The sequence below is a fragment of the Couchioplanes caeruleus genome, from assembly GCF_003751945.1.
GTDB classification, from domain to species: Bacteria; Actinomycetota; Actinomycetes; order Mycobacteriales; family Micromonosporaceae; genus Actinoplanes; species Actinoplanes caeruleus.
Window position 1 is genome coordinate 2,312,166 of sequence record NZ_RJKL01000001.1, and the last position, 20,469, is coordinate 2,332,634.

At 72.0% G+C, this 20,469-nt stretch carries 23 protein-coding genes; 9 read left to right on the forward strand and 14 right to left on the reverse strand.

Going from position 1 to position 20,469, the window contains the following annotated elements; translation table 11 throughout:
- Window positions 1-56: 56 nt before the first annotated feature.
- From proC to EDD30_RS10025, 4 genes are all read right to left on the reverse strand, one after another.
- A complete protein-coding gene (gene proC, locus EDD30_RS10010) occupies window positions 57-863 on the reverse strand; it encodes a pyrroline-5-carboxylate reductase (RefSeq protein WP_071806686.1) in 807 nt (268 codons plus the stop codon).
- Window positions 864-923: 60 nt separating this feature from the next.
- Entirely contained in the window at window positions 924-1,952 is a 1,029-nt protein-coding gene (locus tag EDD30_RS10015; protein WP_071806685.1) for a 6-phosphofructokinase, read from the reverse strand.
- Window positions 1,953-2,094: 142 nt separating this feature from the next.
- Window positions 2,095-2,595, reverse strand: a complete 501-nt coding sequence (locus EDD30_RS10020) for a pyridoxamine 5'-phosphate oxidase family protein (protein WP_071806684.1) — start codon at window positions 2,593-2,595, stop codon at window positions 2,095-2,097.
- 64 nt (window positions 2,596-2,659) lie between these two features.
- Complete coding sequence (locus EDD30_RS10025) at window positions 2,660-3,352, reverse strand: Crp/Fnr family transcriptional regulator (protein WP_071806683.1); 693 nt, start codon at window positions 3,350-3,352, stop codon at window positions 2,660-2,662.
- A gap of 275 nt (window positions 3,353-3,627) precedes the next feature.
- Between EDD30_RS10025 and EDD30_RS10030 the strand changes: the two genes are divergently transcribed.
- From EDD30_RS10030 to EDD30_RS10040, 3 genes are read left to right on the forward strand one after another with little or no spacing between them, the layout of a single operon-like run.
- Complete coding sequence (locus EDD30_RS10030) at window positions 3,628-4,509, forward strand: phosphotransferase enzyme family protein (protein ID WP_123678202.1); 882 nt, start codon at window positions 3,628-3,630, stop codon at window positions 4,507-4,509.
- 16 nt (window positions 4,510-4,525) lie between these two features.
- Window positions 4,526-5,032: a polyadenylate-specific 3'-exoribonuclease AS gene (locus tag EDD30_RS10035; protein WP_071804283.1), complete on the forward strand. Its 507-nt coding sequence runs from the start codon at window positions 4,526-4,528 to the stop codon at window positions 5,030-5,032.
- Between the two features lie 34 nt (window positions 5,033-5,066).
- On the forward strand, window positions 5,067-5,294 hold the full coding sequence (locus EDD30_RS10040; protein WP_084556238.1) for a PLD nuclease N-terminal domain-containing protein: 228 nt from the start codon (window positions 5,067-5,069) through the stop codon (window positions 5,292-5,294).
- A gap of 4 nt (window positions 5,295-5,298) precedes the next feature.
- Here EDD30_RS10040 and EDD30_RS10045 read toward each other — a convergent pair whose 3' ends face one another.
- Together EDD30_RS10045 and EDD30_RS10050 are read right to left on the reverse strand one after the other, a co-directional pair.
- Window positions 5,299-5,697 carry a ChaB family protein gene (locus EDD30_RS10045; protein WP_071804281.1) on the reverse strand — a complete coding sequence of 133 codons (399 nt, stop codon included), beginning with the start codon at window positions 5,695-5,697 and terminating at the stop codon, window positions 5,299-5,301.
- Between the two features lie 25 nt (window positions 5,698-5,722).
- A complete protein-coding gene (locus EDD30_RS10050) occupies window positions 5,723-6,451 on the reverse strand; it encodes a lysophospholipid acyltransferase family protein (RefSeq protein ID WP_071804280.1) in 729 nt (242 codons plus the stop codon).
- A 148-nt stretch (window positions 6,452-6,599) separates the two neighbouring features.
- Here EDD30_RS10050 and EDD30_RS10055 point away from each other — a divergent pair, with 148 nt between their 5' ends.
- Window positions 6,600-7,427 carry a DUF308 domain-containing protein gene (locus EDD30_RS10055; protein WP_071804279.1) on the forward strand — a complete coding sequence of 276 codons (828 nt, stop codon included), beginning with the start codon at window positions 6,600-6,602 and terminating at the stop codon, window positions 7,425-7,427.
- A gap of 70 nt (window positions 7,428-7,497) precedes the next feature.
- Complete coding sequence (locus EDD30_RS10060; RefSeq protein ID WP_071804278.1) at window positions 7,498-8,913, forward strand: alpha,alpha-trehalose-phosphate synthase (UDP-forming); 1,416 nt, start codon at window positions 7,498-7,500, stop codon at window positions 8,911-8,913.
- A 7-nt stretch (window positions 8,914-8,920) separates the two neighbouring features.
- Here EDD30_RS10060 and EDD30_RS10065 read toward each other — a convergent pair whose 3' ends face one another.
- From EDD30_RS10065 to EDD30_RS10095, 7 genes are all read right to left on the reverse strand, one after another.
- The gene (locus EDD30_RS10065) at window positions 8,921-10,681 is read right to left on the reverse strand and encodes a hypothetical protein (RefSeq protein ID WP_071804277.1); all 1,761 of its coding nucleotides are present in this window, start codon (window positions 10,679-10,681) and stop codon (window positions 8,921-8,923) included.
- 47 nt (window positions 10,682-10,728) lie between these two features.
- Window positions 10,729-11,496 carry an alpha/beta hydrolase gene (locus tag EDD30_RS10070; protein ID WP_071804276.1) on the reverse strand — a complete coding sequence of 256 codons (768 nt, stop codon included), beginning with the start codon at window positions 11,494-11,496 and terminating at the stop codon, window positions 10,729-10,731.
- Entirely contained in the window at window positions 11,493-12,836 is a 1,344-nt protein-coding gene (locus EDD30_RS10075; RefSeq protein ID WP_071804275.1) for a flavin-containing monooxygenase, read from the reverse strand. Before EDD30_RS10075 ends, EDD30_RS10070 begins: the two co-directional genes overlap by 4 nt.
- A 38-nt stretch (window positions 12,837-12,874) precedes the next feature.
- A complete protein-coding gene (locus tag EDD30_RS10080; RefSeq protein ID WP_071804274.1) occupies window positions 12,875-13,561 on the reverse strand; it encodes an endonuclease/exonuclease/phosphatase family protein in 687 nt (228 codons plus the stop codon).
- A gap of 10 nt (window positions 13,562-13,571) precedes the next feature.
- Entirely contained in the window at window positions 13,572-14,522 is a 951-nt protein-coding gene (locus EDD30_RS10085; RefSeq protein WP_071804273.1) for an ROK family glucokinase, read from the reverse strand.
- A gap of 49 nt (window positions 14,523-14,571) precedes the next feature.
- The gene (locus tag EDD30_RS10090; protein WP_071804272.1) at window positions 14,572-15,318 is read right to left on the reverse strand and encodes a hypothetical protein; all 747 of its coding nucleotides are present in this window, start codon (window positions 15,316-15,318) and stop codon (window positions 14,572-14,574) included.
- Window positions 15,319-15,408: 90 nt separating this feature from the next.
- Window positions 15,409-15,858 carry an SRPBCC family protein gene (locus EDD30_RS10095; RefSeq protein ID WP_071804271.1) on the reverse strand — a complete coding sequence of 150 codons (450 nt, stop codon included), beginning with the start codon at window positions 15,856-15,858 and terminating at the stop codon, window positions 15,409-15,411.
- 145 nt (window positions 15,859-16,003) lie between these two features.
- On the opposite strand from EDD30_RS10095, the gene EDD30_RS10100 reads away from it, so the two are divergent.
- From EDD30_RS10100 to EDD30_RS10110, 4 genes are all read left to right on the forward strand, one after another.
- Entirely contained in the window at window positions 16,004-17,695 is a 1,692-nt protein-coding gene (locus EDD30_RS10100) for a sensor histidine kinase (RefSeq protein ID WP_123678203.1), read from the forward strand.
- A 7-nt stretch (window positions 17,696-17,702) separates the two neighbouring features.
- A complete protein-coding gene (locus tag EDD30_RS10105; protein WP_023359837.1) occupies window positions 17,703-18,371 on the forward strand; it encodes a response regulator transcription factor in 669 nt (222 codons plus the stop codon).
- Window positions 18,372-18,531: 160 nt separating this feature from the next.
- Window positions 18,532-18,708: a hypothetical protein gene (locus EDD30_RS38955; protein WP_170208266.1), complete on the forward strand. Its 177-nt coding sequence runs from the start codon at window positions 18,532-18,534 to the stop codon at window positions 18,706-18,708.
- Window positions 18,709-18,721: 13 nt separating this feature from the next.
- A complete protein-coding gene (locus EDD30_RS10110) occupies window positions 18,722-19,342 on the forward strand; it encodes a pyridoxamine 5'-phosphate oxidase family protein (RefSeq protein ID WP_071808098.1) in 621 nt (206 codons plus the stop codon).
- 73 nt (window positions 19,343-19,415) lie between these two features.
- Here EDD30_RS10110 and EDD30_RS10115 read toward each other — a convergent pair whose 3' ends face one another.
- On the reverse strand, window positions 19,416-20,333 hold the full coding sequence (locus EDD30_RS10115; RefSeq protein ID WP_071808096.1) for a GNAT family N-acetyltransferase: 918 nt from the start codon (window positions 20,331-20,333) through the stop codon (window positions 19,416-19,418).
- Window positions 20,334-20,469: the final 136 nt, after the last annotated feature.

The window sequence follows — 20,469 nt, forward strand, 5'->3', positions numbered from 1 at the left end:
GCCCCGTATCGATCCACGGGCGCCCCCTGGGATGCGGAGCACATCGAAGCCGGTTGTCAGGCGCTCTGCGCCGCGATCTCCCGCGCCCGGTCCCGGGCCGCCTCGAGGGCGGCCAACAGGGCGGCCCGGACCCCGTGGTTCTCCAGCTCGCGGATCGCCGAGATCGTCGTGCCCGCCGGCGACGTCACCGCCTCGCGCAGCTTGACCGGGTGCTCGCCCGAGTCGCGCAGCATGACCGCCGACCCGATCGCGGTCTGCACGATCAGGTCGTGGGCGACCTGGCGCGGCAGGCCGAGCAGGATGCCGGCGTCGACCATCGCCTCCACCAGCAGGTAGAAGTACGCCGGGCCGGAGCCCGAGAGGGCTGTGACCGCGTCCTGCTGCGACTCCGGCACCCGGATGGTGGCGCCGAGCGGCTTGAACATCTCCTCGGCCACCGCCAGATGGTCACCGGTGGCGTGCGGACCGGCCGAGATCGCCGTCATCGCCTCGTCCACCAGGGCCGGGGTGTTGGTCATGACCCGGACCACCGGGGTGCCCTCGGGCAGCCGGGCGGCGAAGAAGCTGGTCGGCAGGCCGGCACAGAGCGAGACGATTAGCTTGCCGGCCGGGACCGTCGCGCCGATCTCGGCGAGCAGCGCGCCCGCGTCCTGCGGCTTGACGGCGATTGCCAGCACGTCCGCCTCGGCCACCGCGGTCGCGTTGTCGACCGCCCTGATGCCGTAGCGCTCGTGCAGCTCCTCGCCCCGGGTGGAGCGGCGGGTGGTGACGAGCAGCTTGTCCGCCGGCCAGCCGGCGCGGAGCAGGCCGGACAGCACCAGCTCACCGATCTTGCCGGCGCCGAGCACCGCGACGACGGTCATACGTCCTCCGTGGAAGCCGGAAGGGGCGGGCGTCGCCCGCCCGCCCCTGATGGATCGGACTCAGCTACCGAAGAAGACTTCGGCCTCGTCGTACCGCGAGATCGGCACGGTCTTGAGCTCGCCGGTGCCCTCGGCGAGCGGCACCCGGACGATGTCGGTGCCGCGCAGCGCCATCATCTTGCCGAAGTCGCCCTCGTGCACGGCGTCGATGGCCTGCAGGCCGAAGCGGGTCGCGAGGACCCGGTCGAACGCCGTCGGGGTGCCGCCGCGCTGGATGTGGCCGAGGACGACCGTGCGGGCCTCCTTGCCGGTCTTCTCCTCGAGCTGCTCGGCGAGCCACTGGCCGATGCCGCCGAGGCGGACGTGGCCGAACGAGTCCTTCTCCTGGTTGTGCAGGACCATCTGGCCCTCGAGCGGCTGGGCGCCCTCGGCGACCACCACGATGGGGGCGTACTCGACCTGGAAACGCTTGGTCACGTAGGTCGCGACCTGGTCCACGTCGAAGTGGCGCTCGGGCAGCAGGATGACGTTCGCGCCGCCGGCGAGGCCGGCGTGCAGCGCGATCCAGCCGGCGTGCCGACCCATGACCTCGACGACGAGCGTGCGGTGGTGCGACTCGGCGGTGGTGTGCAGCCGGTCGATCGCCTCCATCGCGATGTTGACCGCGGTGTCGAAGCCGAACGTGTAGTCGGTCGCGTTCAGGTCGTTGTCGATGGTCTTCGGCACGCCGACGACCTTGACGCCGAGGTCGGTGAGCTTGGTGGCCACGCCGAGGGTGTCCTCGCCGCCGATGGCCACGAGCGCTTCGACGCCCTGCTCGACCAGGTTGGCCTTGATCTTCTCGACGCCGCCGTCGATCTTGAACGGGTTGGTCCGGGAGGAACCCAGGATGGTGCCGCCGCGGGGCAGGATGCCGCGGACCTCGGCGATGCCGAGCGGCTTCGTCAGGCCCTCCAGCGGGCCCTTCCAGCCGTCCCGGAAGCCTACGAACTCGTGACCGTAGACGGCGACGCCCTTGCGCACCACCGCCCGGATCACGGCGTTGAGACCGGGGCAGTCGCCGCCGCCGGTGAGCACGCCGATACGCATGATGACTCGTCCTCCCTTATCGGGTTTGCGAGAGATGCCCGGCACCCGGGGAGATTCGGTCGTCCGGCTTCGCTGCCGGGTCCGGGGGCGGGCCGCATGCGCACTGTAGTCGCCGCTCCCACCCCGGACCATCACCGCCCCGCTACAAACGGACGGTTTCGTGCTCCCCCGCGTCCGGGGTCTTCCCGGTGACCGCCGCCTTCACGTATCCGAGCAGGGTGACGACCCGCGAGCTGTGCGCGGCCTCCCAATACTCGGCGCTCTCGGCGTGCACCTTCACCAGCGTGAGGTGGGGCGTCTCCAGCCCGTCCGGGAACCACGCCTTCAGCGGTGGGCTCCACAACTCCTCCGCCTTCGCCCGGTCGTCGGTCTGCACGGCGACGCCGGACACCGAGGTCCACGCGTGCTGCTTCGCGTCGCTGAACGAGACGTTCACCTGAGGGTAGGACCGGATCTGCGCGACGAGGTCGGAGTCGGCGTACGCGAAGAACCAGAGGTCGCCGTCGAACTCGACGTCCTGCAGCGCCATCGGCCGGCTGACGTGGCGGCCGTCCGCGGTCATCGTGGTGAGCATCCCGATCCGCGCGTCCTTCACGAGTTCCTTGAGCTTGTCGCGCTTCTCCTGCTCGGTGTGCTCGGCCATGGGGCTCCCTCCGTCGGATTTCCTCCGAGACTTCCCGCGGCCCCGACGGCGAAACGAGCCGGTTCTACCTTTCGGCCATGCCGGCCCGGCGACGCAGCGCCGAGACGTCGGTGACCACGATCCGCCGGCCCTCGGTGCGCAGCCAGCCGCGGGTCGCGAACGAGCCGATGGCCTGGTTGACGCTCTGCCGGGACCCGCCGGCCATCTCGGCGAGCTGGCTCTGGTTGAGCTCGATCGTGATCATCGGCGCCTGGCTGTCGCCGGCGAGCCGGACCAACGTCTTGGCCACCCGGCCGGGCAGGTCGAGGAAGACGTGGTCGGCGTTCTGCTCGGTGAGGCGCCGGATCAGGCCGCCGACCGAGCGCATCACCGCGTCGAGGATGCGCGGGTTGGAATGCACCAGGTCCATGAACGCCACCCGGGACAGCGCCAGCGCCTGGCTGTCCTCGATCGCTTCGGCGCTGGCCGAGCGGGTGGACGCGTCGAGCAGCGAGACCTCGCCCAGCACATCGGGCGGGCGCACCACGTGCAGGACGGCCCGTTCACCCGTGGGTGCGGTGCGGAACACCGCGATCGCGCCCCGACGCAGCACGATCAGCGAATCGCCCGGATCGTGCTCGACGAACAGGATCTGGCCCTTGCGGTACGTTCGGGGCACGGCGGCGGCGATCACCCGCTGGCGCACGTCGGGCTCCAGCCCGGCGAACATCTCCACGCCCGTGAGCGCGTCACCCGGCTCCGGCAGCCGATGATCCACGGTCAGTCCTTCCCCCGGTCGGGACCATCGCCGGCCATGCCGGACGTCGCTCCCTGGACGTGAACGATCACTCTTAGCATGAAGAGCGCCATCAACGCCATTTGATACCTCCAGCGCCTGCCTTTCGATCATTTCGCGTATGTCGCTCGCTGTATAGCCCCAATCGCGAGGGGTAACAAATGCATCGAGGTCGGTACCGACCACCCGGCGAACCCGCACCCAAACCACCCACGGTGTCCGTCGCCACTACTTAGTGTGCCGACATAATCGCGGCCGTGCCGGATCACGACCTCCTTCGATCCACGCTGCGGGAGCAGTGGCACCTCGTGCCCGCCGAGATCTCGGCGCTGCCCGGGGGCCTGCTGTCGCACGGCTGGGACGTGACGGCGGGCGGCGAGCGCTTCGTCGCCCGCCTCGCCGAGCCGGCCGCCCGCCAGCCGGTGGAGGCGGGGCTCGCCGCCGCCGAGCATCTGCGCAGCACCGGCATCGAGGCCGGCGAGCCGGTGCGGACCCTGGCCGGGGGCCTGACGGCCGACACCCCGTACGGCGCGATGGCCGTGCTGCGCCGGGCGCCGGGCCGCACCCTCGACGGCCGGGACCCGATCGACCAGCAGTTCTGGGGCGACCGGCTGGGCGCCGTGCACCGCACCCTGCAGACGTTCCACCATCCGGGCCTGCGCCGCTGGAATCTGCTCGACGCCGGCGCCCCGCATCTGGCCGTGGAGCCCTGGCTGCGGGAGGCGGTCGCCGGCGCGGTCACCGCCATGACCCGGCTCTCGGTCACGGACCGGCTCACGTACGGGGTGCTGCACGGCGATCCGGCCCCGGAGATCTTCCTCGTCGATCCGGCGACGGGCCGGGCCGGCCTGCTCGACTGCGGCGCGAGCGGCACCGGCCCGCTGCTCTACGACGTGGCGGCCGCCGTGGTCTACGCGGGCGGCCCGGACACCGCGGCGGAGCTGCTCGACGGCTATCTCGCGGCGAGCCCGGTCGACGAGGGCGAGCTGCACGCCGCGCTGCCGGTGATGCTGCGCTTCCGCTGGGCGGTCCAGGCGGACTGGGCGGCCCGGCGGCTCGTCACCGGCGAGGGCGACGGCAACCGGGAGGTGCTGCGCCGGGCGCAGGCCGCCCTGGTCGCCGAGGCCGATCCGCGGTAGGCGAGGATGGGCCGCGATGGTCTACCGCTATTTTTACGACTGCGAATTCATCGAGGACGGCCGCACGGTCGACCTCGTGTCGATCGGCGTCGTCGACGAGTACGGCCGCACGTTCTACGCGGTCTCCACCCAGTTCGACGACTCCCGGGCGGTGCCCTGGGTACGCCGCAACGTGCTGGACAAGCTGCCGTCCCCGGCGGACCCCGCCTGGCGCTCCCGGGAACGCATCCGCGACGACCTGTACGCGTTCCTCACCGAGCCGATCCAGGGCCGGGACGAGCAGATCGAGTTGTGGGCGTGGTACGCCGCGTACGACCACGTGGCGCTCGCCCAGCTCTGGGGTGCGATGCCGGCCCTGCCGCGGGAGATACCGCGCTTCACCAAGGATCTGCGCCAGCGCTGGGACGACGTGGGCAACCCTCCCCTGCCGAGCGCCGAGGGCCGGCACGACGCGCTGGTGGACGCCCGGCACAATCTCGCCCGCTGGAAGGCCATGGAAGACGGGGGCCGGCCACCGCGGTGACGATAGGGTGGCCCTCGACGCGGAGGTGACGAGCATGGCGAACCCGCACTGGAGCGACCTTCCCCGCTGGCAGAAGGCCGGCACCCTGATCGTCGCCCCGGCCGAGATCGTTCTCACGGCGCTGGCCGTCGCCGACCTGATCCGGCGCCCGTCGGCCGAGGTCCGCGGCCCGAAGGCGCTCTGGTGGGCCGGGCTCCTCGTGCAGCCGCTGGGCCCGATCGCCTACCTCGCCTGGGGACGCTCGGCCGGGCGCCGGATCTGAGGCGTTACTTGGCGCGTGCCTTGCGGTCGCTGCGCTTGTTGGCCTTCTGGATGGCGTCGACCAGGTCGGACTTGGTCATCCGGGAGCGGCCGCGGATCTCCAGCCGCTTCGCGACGTCGAGCAGATGCTCCTTGCTGGCGTTGGCGTCGACGCCGCCCTTCGTCTGGGCCTTCGTGCCGCGGCTTCCGGCGGCCTTGGCGTCGCTGGGACCCTTGTTCGCCTTCGGCTCCCAGTGGTCGCCCACCTTCTCGAACGAGTGTTTCACCGCGGAGAACGCCGTGCGGTGGGCACGCTCGCCCTCGCCGTACTGGTCGACGGCCGAGTCGTGGGCCTTGGCGTAGGTGTCCTGTGCCTTCCTGGGTGACCGCTTCAGCGTGCTGGGCATGTCCTCACGTGCCGGCATGTCGAACCTCCTCGCTCTGACCCGATCACCGTGCCCGGTCCTCGAGGGGCTCAAACGCACCGGCGGCGGGGCGGGGCGCCTCGACCGAGGTCTTCAGGGAGGCGGCGTAGACATCGACGTACTCGCGGCCCGTCAGCGTCATCAGCTCGTACATGATCTCGTCGGTCACCGCACGCTCGACGAAGCGGTCGCCGACCGAGCCCGAGTACCGGCAGAAGTCGAGCGGGGCGCCGAAGCGCAGCCGGACCCGCTTGATCTTCGGGATGAGCTTGCCGGTCGGCTGGATCTCGTCGGTGTTCAGCAGCGCGACCGGCACCACCGGCGCGCCGCTCTCCAGCGCGAGGCGGGCCACGCCGGTCTTGCCGCGGTAGAGCCGGCCGTCGGGCGAGCGGGTGCCCTCCGGGTAGATGCCGGCGATGGAGCCTGCGAGAAGCACCCGCAACTGGGTGTCGAGGGCCGCGCGGGCCGCCTTGCCTCCCGAACGGTCGACCGGGATCGTCCCCGTGCCGACGAAGAACTGTCGCATCAGCCAGCCCTTGATCCCCTTACCCGTGAAGTACTCCGCTTTGGCGACGAATGTCACCTTCCTCTTCACGATCAGGGGTGTGAAGATCGAGTCGGAGAACGACAGGTGGTTGCAGGCCAGGATCACCGGACCGGTCGCCGGCACATGCTCGAGCCCCGTCACATCGGGGCGGAAAAGGCATTTCAGGACAGGTCCGAGAACCACGTACTTCAGCAGCCAGTAGAACACTTAGGTCCTTTCCCGCACGCCGCGGTCATGAGGCAGGGGAAAGCGTACGAAGCGGGAGCGGCACGCCACAACGCACTCCCGCAAGCGGCACCTGTCGTGTCACCATTCAAGGCACGCGCGAGCGGCGCGGGGCGAGGAGTGTGCAGGGGTGTCTGCGGGTGGTGCCCGTCGCGGGCGGCGGGACAACGGGCTCGACGCGGCCGATTACGCGGCCGCGGGCGACGTGGATCCACGCGTCGGCGAGCATCTGCTCGACGTGCTGGCGGCCGGTGGCATCGCCGCCTATCTGCAGCCCTCCGCCGATCTCAACCCGATCCTGCGGGCCACGACGCTCCCGGCCCGGCCCACCGACCGGCTCTACGTCGACCGCACCCACCTCGACACCGCCCGCGAGCACCTGCACAAGCTGACCGGCGACGCCGGCACCACCTCGCCGGCGGCATCGCCGAAGGAGCGCCCGAAGGGCGACCAGCAGGAGGTCGACGCCGCCTGGGCGCAGATCGTCGCCGGATTCCACACCGCCGTCGACCCGGCCGCCCCGCCGTGGCCGGCCGCCGAGGGCATCGACCGCGCCCGGGCCCCGGAGCCGCCGGCCGAGCCCGGCGACAAGCTCACCTCGGCCACCGACGTCGCGGGCATCCAGCTCAACCGGCGCCGCACGGACCGCATCGACGAGCCCACGCTGCTGGACGGGCTGGACACCTTCGGCACCGGCCCGGGCGGCGAGGACGACGACGAGCGCTACGTGCCGCCGCCTCCGCCGCCACTGCCGCACATCTCCAAGTACGCGATCGCCGGCGTGGCGGGCGTGGTGCTCGGGTTCGTGCTGTTCCTGTTCCCGTGGCTGCTCCCGGTCGACCGCAACCTCGTCACGCTGATCGGCTTCTCGGCGATCGTCGCGGGCGCGGTGACCCTGGTGTGGCGGCTGCGCTCCGGCGACGACGATGACGAGTTCGACGACGGGGCGGTCGTCTGACGCCTCGCCGCCGCCCGGCATAGATCATCGACGTTGTATCTCTCGGTAGTCATCCACTAACCTCTCGTGAATGCGCCAGAGCTCGCTCGTGGTCGTCGCCAACCGCCTCCCCCTCGACGACAGCGCCGCGCCGGACGGGGCCTGCGAGTGGCGACGCAGCCCCGGCGGCCTCGCCAGCGCCCTGCACGCGATCCTGCAGCAGACCCCGGCCACGTGGGTGGGATGGGCGGGCGGGGTCGGCACCGCGCCCACACTGCCGGACATCGGCAGCCTGCGCCTGCGACCGATGGCGCTGTCAGAGCAGGAGCTGCGCGGCTACTACGAGGGCTTCGCCAACTCGACGCTGTGGCCGCTCTACCACGACGCCGTCGAGCAGCCCATCTTCCACCGCGGCTGGTGGGAGACCTACCGGGACGTCAACCGGCGCTTCGCCGAGCACGCCGCCGAGGTCGTCGAGCCCGGCGGCGTGCTCTGGGTGCAGGACTACCACCTGCAGCTCGTCCCGGACCTGCTGCGGCGGCTGCGGCCGGACGTGCTGATCGGCTTCTTCCTGCACGTGCCGTTCCCGCCGCCGGAGCTGTTCATGCAACTCCCCCGCCGCAACGAGCTGCTGCGCGGGATGCTCGGCGCGGACCTCGTCGGCTTCCAGCGCCCGCAGGCGGCGCACAACGTGGCCCAGCTCGCGGTGAAGCTGCTCGGCGCGCGGGTCACCGCCAACGACCAGATCACCCTCGACGGCCGTACGGTGCGGACCGGCGCCTTCCCCGTCTCGATCGACGTGGCCGAGATGCAGGCGCTGGCCGCCCGCCCCGACGTCCGCGACCGGGCGCAGCAGTTGCGCGCCGACCTCGGCCGCCCGCGGCGGGTGCTGCTGAGCGTGGACCGCCTCGACTACACCAAGGGGATCGAGCACCGGCTGACGGCGTACAGCGAGCTGCTGCACGACGGCCGGGTGAAAGTCCGCGACACGGTGATGGTGCAGGTCACGGTGCCGAGCCGGGAGCGGGTGGAGAACTACCGGGTGCTGCGCGACCGGATCGAGGGCGAGGTCGGACGGATCAACGGCGAGTACGGCCGCGTCGGCGAGCCCGCCATCCACTACCTCAACCAGCCGTTCGACCGTGCCGAGCTGGCCGCGCTCTACCAGACCGCGGACGTGATGGTGGTGACCCCGCTGCGCGACGGCATGAACCTGGTCGCCAAGGAGTACGTGGCCGCCCGCGCGGACGCCTCCGGCGCGCTGGTGCTCAGCGAGTTCACCGGTTGCGCCGCGGAGCTCCCGGACGCATTCCTCGTCAATCCGCACGACGTCGACGGGCTCAAGGAGACGCTGCTGCGCGCGATGGAGGCCGACCCGGCGGATCTGGAACGCCGGATGGCCGCCATGCGGGCGCATCTGAGTAGCCACGACATCGTGACGTGGGCCCGGGCCTACCTCACCTCGCTGGACCGCACCGGCCGGGTCGCGGCGCGGCTGCGCCGCTGAGCGAGGATCAGGGAACCCAGACCCAGACGTCCCGGTCCTGGCGGGCGGGCCCGTAGACCTGCTCCACCAGGGCGCGCATCTGCTCATGCCGGGCGTCGGCCCGCATCACCAGCACCCCGCCGTTCCACCGCCGCACCTCGGCCCGGACGGTCTCCCGCTCGGCGTCGGTGAGCTGGGGAGCCACCCCCTCCTTGCGGACCTTGAGGACGAAGTGGGTGAACCAGCTACCCTGTGCCGGACCCATCTTGCCGATCCCCGCCGGATCCGGCCCGAGGAAGTAGCCCTCCGGCACCGCGAACTCGTGCTGCGCCTCCGCGCTCCAGCTCAGCGTCTCCCGCCCGGCCCAGTCGCTCGGCAGCGGCACCGGGACGAGCGTCTGGCCGGGTTTCACGTACGGGCGCCAGGCGCCCGAGCTGATGAACTCCGGCGTCGGCCAGTCCGGCCGGGCCGGGATCGGCTTGGGCACCAGCGGCAGCACCGCCAGGGCGATGAGCACGCGGGCGACCGGCACCCTGCCCGCCTGCCACCGCAGATGCTCCCAGCCCAGGGCGAGCAGCACCGCCGTCGCGGCGATCACCACGAAGGTCAGGCGGCTCGGCATGAGCAGGCCGAGCACCGGCATGTGCTCCGGCATCGCGGCGAACGGGCCGGGGATCTCGGTGAGGATGCCGGCGAAGCGCAGCGCCGGGCCGAGGGAGAGCAGCCCACCGGCGATGCCGGTCACGACCGCCAGCCGGGCGGGCACCGACCGGCTCCACAGCACGACGGAGAGCACGAGCAGCATCACCACCAGCGGCGGGCCGAACCAACTGTTCTGCTCGGTGCGTCCGACGGTCAGCTCGGACGCCTTGGTGCCGGCGATGGTGTCCCGCGCGAAGGTCAGGTACGCCAGCGGGTCCTCGCCCCAGTCGACGAACAACGGCAGCGCCGAGAACGACCCCGGCCCGTTGAACTGGAACCAGATCGGGTACGCGCACAGCACACCCGCCACGACCGCGGTGAGCCCCAGCGCCCGGGCGAAGTCCGCCACCCGCCGGCGCGCCTCGGCGCGGCACAGCACCGCGTATCCGAGGGTCAGGAACAGGCAGCCGACCGCCGTGATGAGCAGCAGTTCCTCGTTGAGGAAGAGCTGGTAGGTGACCAGCAGGCCGAGGATCACCCCGTCGCGGCGCCACCGGCCGTCCAGGCCGAGGCGGGCCACCCGGGCCACGATCAGCGGCAGCAGGAAGTTGGAGACGAAGTTCGGCTGCCCGTTCGCGTGGTGCACGATGCCGGGGGCGAAGCCGGCGAAGGCACCGCCGATGAACGCCGCCACCCTCGACTTGACCAGGTGGCGCTGCAGCACCCAGTACATGCTGAAGGCCGTGCCGGCGAGGGCACCGAGCATCCAGACGAGGTACGCGATACGCGGCCCGAAGAGCATGGTCACCGGCGCCATCGGCAGCGTGACGCCCAGCACCGAGGTGTTCGCGATCATGTTCACGCCGTCGGGGGCGTTCTGCTGGTGCGAGAACAGCGGGTTGCTCAGGTGCCGCACCGAGTACGCCCCGTGCGAGAGCAACCACTGGAACCACGTGTTGTCGCTGGCCAGGTGCCCCGACACCCGTCCGGCCGGGTCGGCCAGGTAGCCGCCCATGACGATCAGCGCGAGCCCGAGGTAGGCCCCCGCCGCGGGCAGGTGCGAGCGTGCGCGACGCCATCGCGACGGGACGGGCGCCTGCGCCTCCTCGGCGGATTGCGGGCGCTCGGAGGTGACCGGACTGACCATGGCCGCCGACAGTACCGGATGAACTGGTATCGCCGGGGTAAAGGGTCTCAGGGCGAGAGTTCCTTCACCAGCCAGTCCAGGACCGCGTCGATCGGCTCCTGCCAGCCGGCGTCCAGCATCAGGTCGTGCCCCATCCCGGGGAACAGCAGCGGCGCACCGCCGTGGCGGGCCGCGGCCCGGTCCAGCGCCCCGTGGGTGACGATCCGGTCGTCGGGGCTGCCCACCACGAGCACCGGGGACGCACCCGCCGGCCGGGCCGGCGCGGGCCCCGTCAGCAGGGACCGGCAGACACCGGCGGGCGTCGGGGCAAGCCGCGCGGCGTACGCGTCAGCGCCGGCGAACCCCGCGCTGAAGAGCTGCCGGGCGCGGAGCCTCAGGCCGCCGCCGAAGAGCGCCGGCAGGGTGCCGAGCGGGTTGGTCCGCAGCGCCGCGCCGAGCACCGGCCAGCCCTGCAGCACCGGCGCGGCGAGGACCGCGGCCCGGGCGGGGTAGCGCGCCAGCGCGTGCGCGACGATCCGCGCGCCGGTGCCGTGGCCGATCAGCACGGCCTGGCGCGGCAGCCCGGCGGCGGCCTGCACCACGTCGTGCACGTACGCGCGCAGCGTCCCGTTCTCGCGCGGGCTCAGCGCGTACGCGGCGAATCCGCGCGACGCGGCGTGGCCGAGCCAGTGCTCGCGGAACGCCCACGCGCCGTGCCCGAGGCTCGGCACGAACAGCAGCGGCGGGTGCCCCTCGTCCGGATGCGGCAGGGCGCTGAGGACCTCCCGGCGCGCCGGCGGCACCGGATCGGTCCAGTCCTCGAACCGCAGGATCATGCCTTCTCCAGGCGCTCGAGCAGCTCCCCGACGGCACGCAGGTAGCTGACCGCGCTCACCTCGAACCAGTGCCGCGACGACGGGACGACCCGCGGCCGGGTCCACGAGCGCAGCGGCCGCGCCGACTCCTTGCGCTGCACCGCCGCGGCCCGCTCCGGGTCCTCGCGGCGCAGCCGCAACCAGCGGGCGACGGCCACGCTCTGCCAGTGGGCCAGCGGCAGCAGGCCGTGGTCGGACTGGACCAGCCCGACCACCGCCAGGGTCGGATGGCGCCGGGCGAACGCGTGCAGGTGCAGGTCGGGCTTGCCGTCCTCGTCGATGTCCAGCGCCTCTCGCGCGAGGAAATCGAACCGCGGCAGATAGCCGGTGGCGGTGACGACGAGGTCGGGCTCGGCGCGCCGGCCGTCGGCGAACGTCACCGTGGCACCCTCGAGCCGCACGACGTCCGGCACCGGGGTGATCCGGCCGTGGCCGACGTAGTAGACGAGCTGGCTGTTGACCACCGGATGGCTCTCGTACGGCCGGTGGTCGGGCGCCGGCAGACCGAAGCGGGTGACGTCGCCGACGGTGAGCAGCACCATGCGCTGGTAGATCCATTGCCGCAGCCACAGCGGCAGGCGCAGCGATTGCAGACGGGCGCCGACCTGATCGGCGGGGCGGCCGAAGACATACTTGGGGGCGTACCAGTAACCCCGGCGGGTCGAGTGCCACACCGCCTCGGCATGCTGGGCCGCGTCGACCGCGATGTCGCAGCCGGTGTTGCCGCCGCCCACGACCAGCACCCTCCGGCCGCGCAACTGCGCGGGATCTTTGTACGCCGAGGCGGGCATGACCTCTCCCCGGAAGCCGGACGAATCCACACCGAACGGCTTCGGCGACCAGTTGTGCCCGTTGGCGACCACGACGGCGGCATAGCGCTGCACCCGCTCGGCGCCGCCGCCGGTGCCACGGGTCGTCACGTCCCAACGGCCGTCGCCTACCGGGGTCACCGCGACCACCTCGGTGCCGAACCAGATGCTGTCGCGCAGGGCGAAATGCTCCGCGTAGCGCTCGAGGTAGGACAGGAACGCGCTGTGATGCGGATAGTCCGGCCAGTCGTCCGGCATCGGAAAGTCGGGGAACTCGGTCAGCGGCCGCGACGAGATCAGGTGGGTGCCCGCGGAGACCGGGCTGCGGTCGTGGCGCCAGTTCCAGGCCCCGCCGACGGACGCCTCCCGCTCGTAACAGTCGACGGAGAAGCCCTGCTCCCGCAGGTTCTTGATCGCGGCGAGGCCGCTGCCGCCCGCACCGATCACGCAGACCGCGTCGTGCCGGTCGGCGATGTCCGGGGTGTCGTGCATCGGGGAATCCTCGCAGAACCCCGGCACCCCCGGAAGGGTCAATCGGGAGGCAGCGTGAGGTCGGCCAGCACCGGCAGATGGTCGCTGGCCCGGCGCGCGGCGTCGGAGTCGACCACCTCGTAGCGAACCACCTCGATGTCCGGCGAGACGAAGAGCCCGTCCAGCCGCTGCCGCGGCAGGGTCGCCGGGAAGGTCAGGGCCGCGCCGCCCCGGGCGCCGGTGTCCACCAGGCCGTCGGCGACCGTACGCCACGCTCCCCCGCCCGGCCCCTCGTTGAGATCGCCGCCCGCGATCAGCGGACCCTCCACGGCGGACAGAGCCTGCTTCCAGCACGCCGCCTGGTCGGGGCGCTCGGCCGGATCCGTGGCGAGGTGCGAACCGGAGACGGTGAACCGTCCGTCGCGCACCGAGCAGCGCGCGAAGGCCGCGCCGCGCAGGTGTCGGCCCGGGGTCAGCGGATAGCGCAGACACCAGGTCTCGTGCACCCGTACCCGGAGGCTGACCAGCAGCAGGTTGCCCAGCGAGGGCAGCCCGCCGGCCGCGACCACCATGCCGAAGTCGTCGGCGAGGGCCGCGCACTTGTGCCGCCAGCGCCACCGGCGCGGCGCCTCCTGCACGACGACGACGTCCGGGGCGAGCTCACGGACCAGTTCGGTCAGCGCCGCCCGGTCGTCACGCAGACCGTGCACGTTGTAGCTGAGCACCCGCAGCGGTACGCCGGACACGTCGTCTCCCTCAGATCCGGCGGGCCAGGTCGGCCGCGCCGAGTACCCCGGCGGTGTTGCCGGTCTCCGCGGCCCTGATCTCCGCGACCGGGAACCGTCCCCGCTGGGCCAGTTGCTCCCGATAGGTCCGCACCGTCGGCCCCATCAGCAGCTCCCCCGCGTCGATGACGCCGCCGCCGACCACCAGCACCTGCGGGTCGAACGTCTGCGCCAGGTCGGCCATCGCCACACCCAGCCAGTAGCCGATCTGCGCGAAGGCGTCGCGGGCCACCCCGTCGCCGCGCTGCGCCGCCTCGGTGATCATCCGTCCGCTGATCGCCAGCGGGTCACCGCCGGCCAGCTCCAGCAGCGTCCCGGCGCGCTCGGGCTCCTGCCGGGCACCGGCCTGGGCGAAGCGGACCAGGGCGTTGCCGCTCGCGTACTGCTCCAGGCAGCCCAGCCGCCCACAGCCGCACGGATGCCCGCCGTTCACCGACTGGATGTGGCCGAGCTCGCCGGCGATCCCGTTGGCACCGCGCCACAGCGCGCCGTTGAGCACGATGCCGCCGCCGATGCCCGTACCGACGGTGATCATCACCATCGAGTCGTCGGCGTGCCGGGCGGCGCCGAACCGGAACTCGGCCCAGGCGGCGACGTTGGCGTCGTTCTCCAGCACGGTCGGCAGGCCCACGGCCTTCGCCACATAGTCGCGCACCGGCTCGTCCCGCCAGGCCAGGTTCGGCGCGAAGAGCACCGTCGCACCGGCGGCGTCGATCCACGCGGCGGCACCGATCCCGACCGCCTTCGCCGCCGGATACTGCGCCGCCAGCTCGGCGGCGACCGCCACGATCGTGTCCCGCGTGCCGGCCGGGTCGTCCGCCGGAGTCTCGCGGCGCGTCTGCGCGATCACGACACCCTGGTCGTCCACCACCCCGCCGGCCACCTTCGTGCCGCCGACGTCGACTCCGATGGTCAGCGTCATGCCGTCCCCTCTGTTGTGTCACACGCTGTCGTGCCGACACGTTGTTGCGTCACACGTCGCCGGTGGACGTCCTGGCCTGGTCCGACACATCATGATCTACGCCGTCGGATCCCGCCACGGCGCTTTCCCGCCGCGATTCCCCGTATTCCGCTGCGGCGTTTCTTGTCGCTGCGGCCCAGGGGTCGGGTCCCGCATTCTTCTCCGTACGGGCGACGGCGTCCTCAGAAGCAGCGGCGGACGTCTGCCTCGACGCGGACGCGGCCTTTCTGGAGGGCCGCGCCCGGGGACGCGCCTTGGCTTCCTGCCGGGTCTCGGCCGGGCTGCGGGTGGCCGCGGCCCACGGGTCGGCGTTCTCGTCGACCGGCGGCGCGACCGGCTCGTTCCCGGCGCGTGTCGCGGCGGACCAGGCCTGATCCGGGTTCGGGGTCTGGTGGGAGGTGGGTTCGGGGTGGGGAGTTCCGGCGGCGCCGACGACGGCGGAGAAGCCTCGCATCAGGGTGGCCAGGCCGGTGGCGAGATCGCCGGCGCCCGCGGCCAGGCGCTCGGCGGTCTCGGGGGTCGGGTCGCGGAGGGCGGCTATGGCCCGGCAGATCGGGCAGACGCAGCACTCGGCAGTGCCGGTGGCCCAGCCGGTGCTGCTTCTGTGCTGCGGTGTGCCCGTACCGGAAAGGAACTGACCCACCGCCGAGCCGAGCAGGTCTCCCAGGCCGTCGCGGCCGCCCTGCGTGGCCCTGGCGAGCAGGGCGGCGACGAGCCGCTCGGCCTCCTGGCGTGCCGTCCCGGTCGTCCCTGTCATCGCACTGCCCCCTGCTGTATGCCGCCGACCGGCCGCCGTCGCTGTCGTGCCGCCGCCCGGCCGCCGTCGCTGTCGTGCCGTCGCGCCGTCCTACGCCTTCTGGCCTTCGACGCGGCGCTTCAACTCCTTCAGTGCCGTGTCCATGATCATCTTCTCGGCCTTGCGTTTGAACATGCCGAGCATGCCGATGTTGAGTTCCACTTCGAGCGAGTACGTCACCTCGGTCGTGCCGCCGCCGGCGTCGACCAGGTCGTACGAACCGTTCAACATCTTCTGCATCTTCGACGGTGTCACGAGGTGCCACTCGATGCGCGACAGATCGTCGGCGTACGCATACTCGAGCGTGTAGTCGTCGGAAAGCGGTCCGGCGTCGATGACGAACCGGACCTGGGCCGCGTAGCCGTCGTCGTACTCCTCGAGGACCTCCACCCGCTTCATCGCGTCGGCCCACTCGGGATAGCGGGGAAAATCGCAGATGACCGCGGCGACCTGGTCGAGGGGCGCCTGGACCTGGATGGACTGCGTCGAGGTGTCCGCCATGGCAGGCAGGCTACCGCGTGCCCGGTGGAATGCGACTCACGCCCTCTCCGCTCGCTCCCCGACGCCGTTGCCGGGGCGGCGCCGGGACGGCGCGGCCGCATCGGGCGATGGGCCGATTCCCGACGGTGCGGCTACGATCCGTCACGTGCCCGCCTCAGCCAGCGCTCTCGTGCGCGTCCACCCGCTTGCCGTGGCCGCTCGCCTCGTCATGCTCGCGCTCGTCTCGGCGCTCACTCTGATCGCCACGCAGGACGCGGGGCAGTTGCGCTGGATCGCGTTGCTGCTGGTTGCGGCGCTGCCGGCGTTCTTTCTGCCGCATCACCGGATCGCCGCGCCGCTGGGGCGGGTCGCCGAGGTGGCGATCACCGGGCTGGCCGCCGGGTCGGTCGCCGCGGCCGCGAACGTCTCCGGGACGGTCGACGCCGGGTTCGGCGCCGAGGCGGTCCTGCCGTACCTGGCCGTGCCGCTGCTGACCGCGGCGCTGCGCCGGCGTCCGACCGAGGGGGCGGCGCTGCTCGGCGTCGCGGCCGTCGCGATGGTGATCGGCGGGGTGATCGTCCAGTACAGCGAATCGATCATCACCCAGCCGGGCTATCTGGCCGCCGGCGGCCAGTGGCTGGTGCTCGGTGCGATCGTCACCTTCGCCGCCGACACCATGCGGCAGCTCATGGCGCCGGCCGAGAACAAGCCGCAGCCGTACGCGGAGGCCACCCGCCTGCTGACCCAGCTCCGCAGCGTCGCCCGATCGCTGCCCGGCGCGACCCTCGACCCGGGCGGCATCTCCGAGCATCTGCTCGAGGAACTGCGCGTGGTCGCGCCGGGTCACCGGGCCGCGGTGCTGTCGGCCAGCGGCGGCGGGCGGCTGGTCGTGCTCGCCCAGACCGGCGCGGAACGCGTCGACTGGGAGGTCACCCTCGACGCCGACTCGGCGATCGCCGACGCGTGGGCGAGCCAGCAGCCGCAGACCGCGTCGCGCTCGCAGGCCCGCTCGCACCAGGGCGGAGAGGCGTCGTCGCTGGTCGTGCCGCTGGTCGCCGGCGTACGCACGATCGGGCTCGTGATCCTCGAGGCGGACGTGCCCAGCGCGTACCCGTCGGCGGTGATCGCGAGGGTGACCGAGGTGACCGGCCCGGCCGCCCTGCGGCTGGAGGCCGCGCTGCTGTTCGACGAGGTCCGCTCACTGGCGACCAATGAGGAGCGTCAGCGCCTCGCCCGCGAGATCCACGACGGTGTCGCGCAGGAGCTCGTCATGGTCGGGTACGGCATCGACAACGCGCAGGCGACCCTGCCCGAGGGCGCCGACGAGACCGCCGAGGAACTGCGTACCCTGCGCGGCGAGGTCACCCGGGTCATCACGGAGCTGCGGCTGAGCCTCTTCGAGCTGCGCTCCGAGGTGGACCGCAACGGCGGGCTCGCGGCGGCGATCGCCGAGTATGCCCGCACCCTGGGCACGTCCGCGGGCCTGCGGGTGCACTTCACGTTCGACGAGTCCACCGCGCGGCTGCCCGCCGCCACCGAGGCGGAACTGCTGCGGATCGCCCAGGAGGCGATCACCAACGCCCGTAAACACGCCGGCGCGTCCAACCTGTGGGTCACCTGCACGGTCGACCCGCCGTACGCGGAGATCGAGGTCTCCGACGACGGCAAGGGCTTCGCCGACGACCGCCCGGACGGGCGGTACGGCCTTGCGATCATGGCCGAGAGGGCGGAACGTATCCGAGGCCGGCTGGAGATCAGACCACGACACCCCAGCGGGACAACCGTTGCGGTAGTGCTCGGAACCTCGGCTCGGCGCGATAGCGTGCGGGATAGCGTTTCCGCACCAGAAGGGGAGTAACCCGAGCATGTCGACCAGTCCGATGCCGACGACCCGCACCAAGGTGCTCCTCGTCGACGATCACGACCTGATCCGTAAGGGGCTGCGGCACGCGTTCGAGCGGGACCGCCAGTTCGAGGTGGTCGGTGAGGCAGCCACGGCCGCCGAGGCCGTCCGCCAGGCCGGCGCGCTCCAGCCCGACGTGGTGATCATGGATCTGCGCCTGCCCGACGGCAGCGGTCTCGAGGCGACCCGTGCCCTGCGCAAGAACAACGCCAACATGGGCATCGTCGTCCTCACCATGTACGCGGGCGACGACCAGCTCTTCGGTGCCCTCGAGGCGGGAGCCAGCGCCTTCGTGCCCAAGACCGCCCCCGCCGACGAGGTGGTGGCGGCGGCACGGCACGCCGCCTCGGCACCGAGCGCGTTCACGGCGGCCGACCTCGCCGAGGCCATGAAGCGGCGGCTCGCCCCGTCCGGGCCCCAGCTCTCGCCCCGCGAGGGCCAGGTCCTGCGCCTGCTCGCCGACGGCATGAGCGTCGCGGGCATCGCCAAGCAGCTCTTCGTGTCGGAGTCCACGGCGAAGACCCACATCTCCAAGCTGTACGAGAAGCTGGGCGCGGCGAACCGGGCCCAGGCGCTGATGACGGCGCTGCGGCTGGGCCTGCTCGAGGCGCCGGACGCGCCGAAGTTCTAGGACTCGCGTGCGCTGAACCGCCCGTCACCCGTCGAGGGTGGCGGGCGGCGCCGTTCCCGCTGAACGCCGCCTTCGGCGACCGGGCCGACCAGGTGGCGGCGCGGTATCGGTCGAGGCGTACGCGTCCCCGCCACCGCCGCAGCCGGCCCTGGCCGAGCAGATGATCGACGCCTGGTCCCGGTTCGCCACCGCCGGCGAGACCGGCTGGCCACGGCTGCGATCCGGAGCCGCCACACCGTACGTGCGGAGCCTGGCGACCGGCGCACCCGGCGGCGTCGACCTGGCGGCCGAGCACCACTGCGGGCTGTGGACGCCATCGATGCCGGTCGCCGGCTGACAGAATGCAGGCCATGGGGAAAACGTATGAGCGGATCTCAGGACGGCTAAGGACCTTCATCGAGGCACAACCGATCTTCTTCACCGCGACGGCACCGCTGGACGGGGCGGGCACGGTCAACCTGTCGCCGAAGGGGCTCACCGGATCGTTCGCCGTCATCGACGAGCTGACCGTCGCCTACCTCGACTGTGCCGGCAGCAACGCGGAGACCATCGCGCACCTGCGCGAGAACGGCCGCATCACGCTGATGTGGTGCTCCTTCCAGGGACCACCCACCATCATCCGCATCCACGGCCGCGGCGAACCGATCTTCCGCGACGATCCACGCTGGACGCAGTACGTCTCCTCCTTCCCGGAGATCGACAAGTCGTCGCACGGGGTCCGCACCATCATCGTGGTCCGCGCGGAGATGATCCGCGATAGCTGCGGGTACGCCGTCCCGCTGATGACCTACGACGGGGATCGTGAGCTGCACGGGCAGCGGTTCGCGCGGGAGGACGATGCGTCGCTGAACTCCTACTTCGAGAAGAAGGAGTTCATCGCGGCCAGTCTGGACGGGCTGCCCGCCCTGCCGCTGCCGTTGCCGCCCCTGCCCGACCCGGCCCCGACATTGAGCGGCGCACCGGAGCGGTGACGTCGGAGCCGTCCGCCCGGCGGGCGGGCGCCATCCGCCGGGCCTGAGTTCGATCAGGTCCGGCGGGTGGCCGTCATTGCCAGATCATCTCGATCTGGCGCTCGAACGTGCTGTAGCCGGCCCTCGCGAAGGCCGCGGCCATCGGCACGTTGCCGACGTCGGTCGCCGCCCGGATCCGCGGCACGCCCTGCGCGGCGAGCAGGCTCGTACCCGCGGCGAGCACGTCGTGGATGTAGCCACGACCGCGGTGCGCCGGCACCACGCCGACGTACGCGATGATCGGGTTGTAGCCGTTGTGCGCGGGGATCACGAAACCGACCGGCTCCCCGTCCGGCAGCGTCGCGATCCGCCACCACTCGTGAGGGCTGGCGTAGCGAGCGAGCTCCTGCCGGTACTGCTCCCGCGCGGCCTGCTCGGCGGTCATCCGGGTCAGGTCGTCGCGCCCGTGTGCGTCGAGCGTGCCGTCCAGCACGAGCGTCATGAGGGCGATGAGCTCGTCCGGGTCGCGCACCGGCCGGAAGGCGAGCCGCCCGCCGGGTGCGGGAATCGGTGTGCCCCGACGCCATTCCAGCCGCAGCCGTTCGACGAAGAGCTTCGCTCCGACCCGGTGCAGCGCCTCCATCCGGTCCTCGACCGGCTGCCGCGTGCGCCGGTGGTCACGCCAGTCCGGCGGAAGGAACCGGCCGTACTCCGGAGGCGTCGCGCCGGAGGGCACCACGGCGGCCAGCGCGGTCGTCAACAATCGCACGCCGTCGTCCACATCGCCGTCTATGTCGAAGATGTCCATCAACAACGGGTGCTGGTCACCGGCCCTCGACCACCATCCGGCCCGAGCCACCACGCGATCACCACGCAGGGCGAGCCACAACCATTCCGGACGGCGGCGGCCGGCGGCCAGGTCGGCGGCGATCTCGTCGTTGAGCACGTACGGCAGGCGGTTGAACAGGTCCAGCTCATCGGGTCCGGAGATCGGACGCAAGGTCGAAGTCAAGGCAGTCCCCCTGTGGAGGCGCCCCGCCCATTCCGGGTTCAGCGCGGCTGATAACCCCGGGAGGACACGAGCGCGGTATTCATGGCGTACACGGCTCAGCCCTCCTTTCTCGAAGATCCGGCCACCAGTTCTATGC

Coding starts and splice junctions, on each gene's coding strand:
- proC (WP_071806686.1), bottom strand. CDS start 863: ATGACCGTCGTCGCGGTGCTCGGCGCCGGCAAGATCGGTGAGCTGGTG.
- EDD30_RS10015 (WP_071806685.1), bottom strand. CDS start 1,952: ATGCGTATCGGCGTGCTCACCGGCGGCGGCGACTGCCCCGGTCTCAAC.
- EDD30_RS10020 (WP_071806684.1), bottom strand. CDS start 2,595: ATGGCCGAGCACACCGAGCAGGAGAAGCGCGACAAGCTCAAGGAACTC.
- EDD30_RS10035 (WP_071804283.1), top strand. CDS start 4,526: ATGGTCTACCGCTATTTTTACGACTGCGAATTCATCGAGGACGGCCGC.
- EDD30_RS10040 (WP_084556238.1), top strand. CDS start 5,067: ATGGCGAACCCGCACTGGAGCGACCTTCCCCGCTGGCAGAAGGCCGGC.
- EDD30_RS10045 (WP_071804281.1), bottom strand. CDS start 5,697: ATGCCGGCACGTGAGGACATGCCCAGCACGCTGAAGCGGTCACCCAGG.
- EDD30_RS10060 (WP_071804278.1), top strand. CDS start 7,498: ATGCGCCAGAGCTCGCTCGTGGTCGTCGCCAACCGCCTCCCCCTCGAC.
- EDD30_RS10065 (WP_071804277.1), bottom strand. CDS start 10,681: ATGGTCAGTCCGGTCACCTCCGAGCGCCCGCAATCCGCCGAGGAGGCG.
- EDD30_RS10070 (WP_071804276.1), bottom strand. CDS start 11,496: ATGATCCTGCGGTTCGAGGACTGGACCGATCCGGTGCCGCCGGCGCGC.
- EDD30_RS10075 (WP_071804275.1), bottom strand. CDS start 12,836: ATGCACGACACCCCGGACATCGCCGACCGGCACGACGCGGTCTGCGTG.
- EDD30_RS10085 (WP_071804273.1), bottom strand. CDS start 14,522: ATGACGCTGACCATCGGAGTCGACGTCGGCGGCACGAAGGTGGCCGGC.
- EDD30_RS10090 (WP_071804272.1), bottom strand. CDS start 15,318: ATGACAGGGACGACCGGGACGGCACGCCAGGAGGCCGAGCGGCTCGTC.
- EDD30_RS10095 (WP_071804271.1), bottom strand. CDS start 15,858: ATGGCGGACACCTCGACGCAGTCCATCCAGGTCCAGGCGCCCCTCGAC.
- EDD30_RS10105 (WP_023359837.1), top strand. CDS start 17,703: ATGTCGACCAGTCCGATGCCGACGACCCGCACCAAGGTGCTCCTCGTC.
- EDD30_RS38955 (WP_170208266.1), top strand. CDS start 18,532: ATGATCGACGCCTGGTCCCGGTTCGCCACCGCCGGCGAGACCGGCTGG.
- EDD30_RS10110 (WP_071808098.1), top strand. CDS start 18,722: ATGGGGAAAACGTATGAGCGGATCTCAGGACGGCTAAGGACCTTCATC.